Genomic DNA, 6,876 nt, shown 5'->3' on the forward strand with positions numbered 1-6,876 from the left:
CCGATGGCGCTCCACTTCCAGCTCGACGAGCTCGACGACTCCGCCGTGGGGGCGACGGTCACCCTGACCGGAGCCGAGGCGCACCACGCCGCCGCCGTGCGCCGAGTGCGCGTCGGCGAGCCCGTCACGGTGGGCAACGGCCGCGGCCTGTGGCTGGAGGGCGAGTGCACCTCCGTGGCTCCGAAGCTGGTCGAGCTGGTCGTGCGCACGCGCACCGTCGAGCCCGCGCCGGCACCGCGGATCGTGCTCGCCCAGGCCCTCGCCAAGGGCGATCGCGACGAGCTGGCGATCCAGGCGGCGACGGAGCTGGGCGTCGACGAGGTCGTGCCGTGGCAGGCCGCGCGCAGCGTGTCGCGCTGGGACGCCGCCAAGGCGGTCAAGGGCATCGCCCGCTGGCAGACGATCGTCCGGGAAGCCGGAAAGCAGGCCCACCGCGCGTGGATGCCGGTTGTCACCGGGGTCGTCACGACGGCTGCACTCGCGGAGAGGGCCGCGGGGTGCCGGATGCTGGTGCTCGAGCCGGCCGGCGACCAGCGCCTCACCGGCATCCGGTTCGACCCCGCCGACGCGCGCGACATCGTGCTGGTGGTCGGACCCGAGGGCGGCATCGCCCCGGAGGAGCTGCAGACGCTGCGGGATGCCGGGGCATCCGTCGTCGCGCTCGGCGACACGGTCCTGCGCACCTCCACCGCCGGTCCCGCCGCGCTCGCGATCCTCGACGCGGCGCTCGGCCGCTGGTGAGTCCCCGTCCGGTCTCCCGCGCCCACGGATAAGCTGAGAGCATGAGCGAACCCTCGATCTTCACGCGCATCCTGAACGGGGAGATCCCGTCCGAGATCATCGCGCAGACCGACACCGTGTTCGCGATCCGCGACATCGCGCCCCAGGCGGCGGTGCACCTGCTCGTGATCCCGAAGACCGCGCAGTACCGCGACGTCACCGAGCTCGCCGCGGGCGACCCGGCGCTGCTGTCCGAAGTGGTCGCGGTGGCCAAGGACCTCGCCGCGGAGCATGCGAACGGCGACTTCCGCCTCATCTTCAACACGGGCGCCGAGGCCGGTCAGACCGTGTTCCACGTCCACGCGCACGTGCTCGCGGGCGACCTCGCAGAATCGAGCATGGGTGACTGACGACACCGCACAGAATCCGGCCGACACGCCGAGCCACGCGCACGCGACCGTCTCCGAGACCGTCTACGCCGACGGCGTCGCGATGGTTCAGCTGCTCGGCCCGCAGGACCGCCTCCTGCGCATGCTGGAACGCCAGCACCGGGACGTCGACGTGCACGTCCGGGGCAACGAGATCACCCTGACCGGCGCTCCGGGGGCCGTGGCATCCGCCCGCCACCTCGTCGACGAGCTGCTGCAGCTCGCCCGCGCCGGGCACGGCCTGGAACCCGCCGACGTGGCGACCGCCGGACGCATGATGCGCACCGAGAACGGCCCGCGGCCGAGCGAGGTCATGGGCGAGGCGATCCTCTCCTCGCGCGGCAAGGTGATCCGTCCCAAGACCGCCGGGCAGAAGGCGTACGTCGACGCGATCGACGAGAACACGATCGTCTTCGGCATCGGACCGGCCGGCACCGGCAAGACCTACCTGGCGATGGCCAAGGCCGTCCAGGCGCTGCAGCGCAAGGAGGTCGACCGCATCATCCTCACGCGGCCGGCGGTCGAGGCGGGGGAGCGGCTCGGGTTCCTGCCCGGCACGCTGACCGACAAGATCGACCCGTACCTGCGGCCCCTCTACGACGCCCTCAACGAGATGATGGACCCCGAGATCGTGCCGAAGCTCATCGCCTCGGGCACGATCGAGGTCGCCCCCCTGGCGTACATGCGCGGCCGCACCCTCAACAACTCCTTCGTCGTGCTGGACGAGGCGCAGAACGCCACGCCCGAGCAGATGAAGATGTTCCTCACCCGGCTCGGGTTCGGCACGCACATGGTGGTGACCGGCGACATCACCCAGGTCGACCTGCCGCAGGGCACGTCGGGCCTGCGCCTCGTGACGCGGGTGCTCAAGGACATCGACGACATCCACTTCGCGACGCTGACCAGCGACGACGTCGTGCGGCATACGCTCGTCGGCCGCATCGTCGACGCGTACACCGAATTCGACGAGAAGCGTCTCGCTGCGCGCCGCGAGCGCGACGAGGCCGCTGAGATGGCCAATCGGGCCGACCGTCGCGGCCGGCCGCACAGTGCCGGGCCGCGAGACTTCCTGCCGAAGCGAGGACGCTGATGACCATCGAGATCACGAACGAATCCGGGATGGCGGTCGACGAGACCGTGCTGCTGCGGCTGGCCGAGTACAACCTCGGGCAGCTGCGGGTGAGCTCCGAAGCTGATCTCGCGATCCTGCTGGTCGACGAGGGCGCGATGGAGTCCCTGCACGTGCAGTGGATGGACGAGCCCGGTCCGACCGACGTGCTCAGCTTCCCGATGGACGAACTGCGTCCGGGCACCGAGGACCAGCCCACACCGGCGGGTCTCCTCGGCGACATCGTGCTGTGCCCGCAGGTGGCCGAGTCCCAGGCCGAGACCGCGAAGCACTCCACGATGGACGAGCTGCTGCTGCTGACCACGCACGGCCTGCTGCACCTGCTCGGGTTCGACCACGCCGAACCGGAGGAGGAGCGCGAGATGTTCGCGATCCAGCGCGACCTCCTGCTCGGATTCCACACCGCGGAGCGTCACCGGCACGCATGACCACCGCGCTGCTGCTTCTGCTCGCCGCGGTGGTGCTGGTGGCCCTCGGGGGCCTCATGACCGCGTTCGACGCCGCTCTGTCGGTCACCTCGCGGGGTGACCTCGAGGATCTCGCCGACGAAGGCCGCAGTGCACCTGCGCTGCGGCGCATCGCCGCCGATCCGGACGCCCACGCGAATGCCGTCGTCTTCATCCGCGTGCTGTCCGAGACCGCGGCGGCGGTGCTCGTCACCGTCGCCTTCACGATCATCTTCAACAGCGTCTGGTGGGCGATGCTCGCGGCGGCCGTGCTCATGACCGGCGTCTCGTTCGTCCTGGTCGGCGCCAGTCCGCGCGCCGTGGGCCGCCAGCACGCCGAAGGACTGCTGCGCGGCGGCGCCTCCCTCGTGCACGGCGCGCGCGTGGTGCTGGGCCCGCTCGCGGGAGCCCTCGTCGCCCTCGGCAACCGGGTCACGCCCGGCGTCGTTCGGCGCGCCTCGTTCTCGAGCGAGGAGCAGCTGCTGAGCATGGTCGACGAGGCGGCATCCCACGACCTCATCGAAGAGGACGACCGCGACCTCATCCACTCGGTGTTCGAGTTCACCGACACGTACGTGCGCGAGGTCATGGTGCCGCGCACCGACATGATCACGCTGGACGCCACCGCGTCCATCCGCGATGCACTCGCGCTGTTCCTCGACCGCGGGGTCTCGCGCATTCCGGTCGCCGACGACGAAGCCGACGACATCGTCGGGGTGCTGTACCTGAAGGATCTGGTGCAGTTCGGCTTCGACGAGCGCGCCGGCTGGCGGGACGCCCCGGCGAACCGCATCGCGCGACCGCCGGTCTTCGTCCCCGAGTCGATGCGCGCCGAGACGCTGCTGCAGCAGATGAAGCGCGACGCCGTGCATGTGTGCATCGTCGTGGACGAGTACGGCGGAGTCGCGGGCCTGGTCACCCTCGAGGACATCATCGAGGAGCTCGTCGGCGAGATCGCCGACGAGTACGACCCGCGCACCACCGAGGCGACCGAACTCGAGCCCGGCAAGTACCGGGTGAGCGCGCGGATGCCGGTGGAGGACGTCGGCGAGCTCTTCGACCTGGAGCTGGACGACGAGGACGTGGACTCGATCGGCGGGCTCCTCGGCAAGGTGCTCGGCCGTGTGCCGCAGCCCGGGGCATCCGTCGAGTACGAGGGACTCCTGCTGACCGGAGGAGCCTCGCGGGGTCGCGGCCGCGGCATCGCCACGGTATTCATAGAGAAGGCGCCCGAGAGGAACGAGACCGATGACTGAGACCACCCGGTGCGGGTTCGTGACCTTCGTGGGACGCCCGAACGTCGGCAAATCGACCCTGACCAATGCGCTCGTGGGCGAGAAGGTCGCGATCACGAGCGACAAGCCGCAGACCACCCGCCGCGCCATCCGCGGCATCCTGAACCGGCCCGATGGCCAGCTCATCATCGTCGACACGCCCGGCCTCCACCGTCCCCGTACGCTCCTCGGCCAGCGGCTCAACGACCTCGTGGAGCAGGTGCTCGGCGACGTGGACGTCATCGCTTTCTGCGCACCCGCGACCGAGAAGGTCGGACCCGGCGACCGCCGCATCGCCGAGTCGCTGGACGGCTACCCGCGCGCCAAGAAGGTGGCGCTGGTCACCAAGACCGACATCGCCGGGCGCGACCAGATCACCGAGCGCCTCATCGAGGTCGATCAGCTTCGCGACGACTGGGATGCCGTCATCCCGCTGTCGGCGCTCACCAACGACCAGCTCGACGTGCTCACCGCGGAGCTGCTGAGCCTCATGCCCGAGGGCCCGGCGCTCTATCCCGACGGGGTCGTCACCGACGAGAGCCTGGACGACCGGATCGCGGAGATCATCCGCGAGGCCGCGCTCGAGGGCGTCCGCGACGAGCTGCCGCACTCCATCGCCGTGGTCGTGCAGGACATCTCCCCGCGGGAGGACTCGGACCTCACCGACGTCTACGCCGACATCGTGGTGGAGCGCGACAGCCAGAAGGCCATCATCATCGGGCGCAAGGGCTCGCGGCTCCGGGAGGTCGGCGCGACCGCCCGGGCCGGCATCGAACCGCTGGTGGGAACCCGCATCTTCCTGTCGTTGCACGTGCGGGTGGCGAAGGAATGGCAGCGCGACCCGAAGCAGCTGGGGCGACTCGGGTTCTGACCATCCGGCCGGCACCGAGATGGCGGGATGCGCGGTCGTCCTGTTACCATCGAGACATGCGCTTCGGCCAGCTTCTCCTTAGCTGCCGCGACGAGGCCTCGTTCTAGGGCCTTCCTCGTCGCGGAGCTCGGTGTTGGCCCGACTCACCTTGACGCAGCAGCCGAACCCGGCGCCGTCACCCTCCGAGAAAAGCGACATCATGCAGAACACGCAGCAGCCCTCCGGCATGCCGACCCACAAGTATCGTCCGTTCCACGAGCAGATCCAGGTCGACCTGCCCGACCGCACGTGGCCCTCGCAGCGCATCACCGAGGCGCCCCGCTGGTGCGCGGTCGACCTGCGCGACGGCAACCAGGCCCTCATCGACCCGATGAGCCCCGAGCGCAAGCGGGTCATGTTCGACCTGCTGGTGCGTATGGGCTACAAGGAGATCGAGGTCGGCTTCCCGTCGGCCAGCCAGACCGACTTCGACTTCGTGCGCCAGCTCATCGAAGAGAACCTCATCCCGGACGACGTCACCATCCAGGTGCTGACCCAGGCGCGCGAGCACCTGATCGCGCGCACCTACGAGGCGATCGCCGGCGCCAGGCAGGCCATCGTCCACTTCTACAACTCGACGAGCATCCTGCAGCGCGAGGTCGTCTTCCGCTCCGACCGCGAGGGCGTCAAGGAGATCGCGCTCGAGGGCGCACGGCTGTGCCGCGAGTTCGAGAAGCGCGTGCCCGAGACCCAGGTGTACTACGAGTACTCGCCGGAGAGCTACACCGGCACCGAGCTGGAGTACGCCGTCGAGGTCTGCAACGCGGTGCTGGACATCCTCGAGCCCACACCCGAGCGCAAGGTGATCATCAACCTGCCCGCGACCGTCGAGATGGCCACGCCCAACGTCTACGCCGACTCGATCGAGTGGATGAACCGGCGCCTGAGCCACCGCGAGAACGTCATCCTGTCGCTGCACCCGCACAACGACCGCGGCACCGCGGTGGCCGCCGCCGAGCTCGGCTACATGGCCGGTGCCGACCGCATCGAAGGATGCCTGTTCGGCAACGGCGAGCGCACCGGCAACGTCGACCTCGTCACGCTGGGCGTGAACCTGTTCACGCAGGGCATCGACCCGCAGATCGACTTCAGCGACATCGACCAGATCAAGCGCACCGTCGAGTACTGCAACCAGCTGCCGGTGCCCGAGCGCAGCCCGTGGGGCGGCGACCTGGTCTTCACCGCCTTCAGCGGCTCGCACCAGGACGCCATCAAGAAGGGCTTCGAGGCGATGTCCGCACGCGCCGAGGCGCAGGGCGTCACCGTCGACGACATCGAATGGGCGGTTCCGTACCTGCCCGTCGACCCGAAGGATCTGGGTCGTTCGTACGAGGCGGTCATCCGGGTCAACTCGCAGTCCGGCAAGGGCGGGGTCGCCTACCTGCTGAAGACGGACCACTCGCTGGATCTGCCCCGCAAGCTGCAGATCGAATTCTCCGGCGTGGTGCAGGCCAAGACGGATGCCGAGGGCGGCGAGGTCACCAGCGACCAGATCTGGGCCATCTTCAACGACGAGTACCTGCCCACGGACGTCGCCGACGAGCGCTGGGGCCGCTTCGAGCTCCTGGCCACCCGCACGCAGAGCGACATGTCCGGCGACGTGCGCCTGGACGTCACCCTGCGCGACGGCGAGGAGCGCGTGGAGACGACCGGCAACGGCAACGGTCCGATCGCGGCCTTCCTCGAGGTGGTGCGCGCGCGCGGCTTCGACATCTCGCTCTACGACTACGTCGAGCACACGCTCTCCACCGGCGGCGACGCGCAGGCGGCCGCGTACGTCGAGCTGCAGATCGACGGGCAGCGCCTGTGGGGCGTGGGCATCGACGGCGACATCTCGACGGCGTCGCTGAAGGCGATCGTGTCGGCAGTGAACCGTTCGATCCGCACGCTCGAGCGCGAGCCGGAGCTGGCCGCGGTCTGACGCGGAGGACTGCGAGCCCCCGATCCGGTGACGGATCGGGGGCTCGCG

Annotated in this window: 7 protein-coding genes; all 7 read left to right on the forward strand. The window is 69.8% G+C overall.

The genetic code is table 11. From position 1 onward, the window contains the following. Positions 1-3: 3 nt before the first annotated feature. The 7 genes from LK09_RS04570 to leuA all read left to right on the forward strand — a co-directional run bounded on the left by LK09_RS04570 (position 4) and on the right by leuA (position 6,828). Positions 4-741: a 16S rRNA (uracil(1498)-N(3))-methyltransferase gene (locus tag LK09_RS04570; protein WP_039396575.1), complete on the forward strand. Its 738-nt coding sequence runs from the start codon at positions 4-6 to the stop codon at positions 739-741. A gap of 41 nt (positions 742-782) precedes the next feature. Next, positions 783-1,130, forward strand: coding sequence for an HIT domain-containing protein (locus tag LK09_RS04575; RefSeq protein WP_039396577.1), 348 nt, complete (start codon positions 783-785; stop codon positions 1,128-1,130). A gap of 82 nt (positions 1,131-1,212) precedes the next feature. Continuing rightward, positions 1,213-2,238 carry a PhoH family protein gene (locus LK09_RS04580; protein ID WP_156138694.1) on the forward strand — a complete coding sequence of 342 codons (1,026 nt, stop codon included), beginning with the start codon at positions 1,213-1,215 and terminating at the stop codon, positions 2,236-2,238. Beyond that, positions 2,238-2,705, forward strand: a complete 468-nt coding sequence (ybeY, locus tag LK09_RS04585) for an rRNA maturation RNase YbeY (RefSeq protein WP_039396583.1) — start codon at positions 2,238-2,240, stop codon at positions 2,703-2,705. The genes LK09_RS04580 and ybeY overlap by 1 nt, the downstream gene beginning before the upstream one ends. After that, positions 2,702-3,979 (forward strand): hemolysin family protein, encoded by a 1,278-nt coding sequence (locus LK09_RS04590; protein ID WP_039396586.1) that lies wholly within the window; start codon positions 2,702-2,704, stop codon positions 3,977-3,979. Before ybeY ends, LK09_RS04590 begins: the two co-directional genes overlap by 4 nt. Next, a complete protein-coding gene (gene era, locus LK09_RS04595) occupies positions 3,972-4,868 on the forward strand; it encodes a GTPase Era (RefSeq protein ID WP_039396589.1) in 897 nt (298 codons plus the stop codon). Before LK09_RS04590 ends, era begins: the two co-directional genes overlap by 8 nt. Positions 4,869-5,067: 199 nt before the next feature. After that, positions 5,068-6,828 (forward strand): 2-isopropylmalate synthase, encoded by a 1,761-nt coding sequence (gene leuA / locus LK09_RS04600; RefSeq protein WP_039396592.1) that lies wholly within the window; start codon positions 5,068-5,070, stop codon positions 6,826-6,828. The last annotated feature ends 48 nt before the right edge of the window (positions 6,829-6,876 follow it).

Source organism: Microbacterium mangrovi (assembly GCF_000802305.1).
GTDB lineage: Bacteria > Actinomycetota > Actinomycetes > Actinomycetales > Microbacteriaceae > Microbacterium > Microbacterium mangrovi.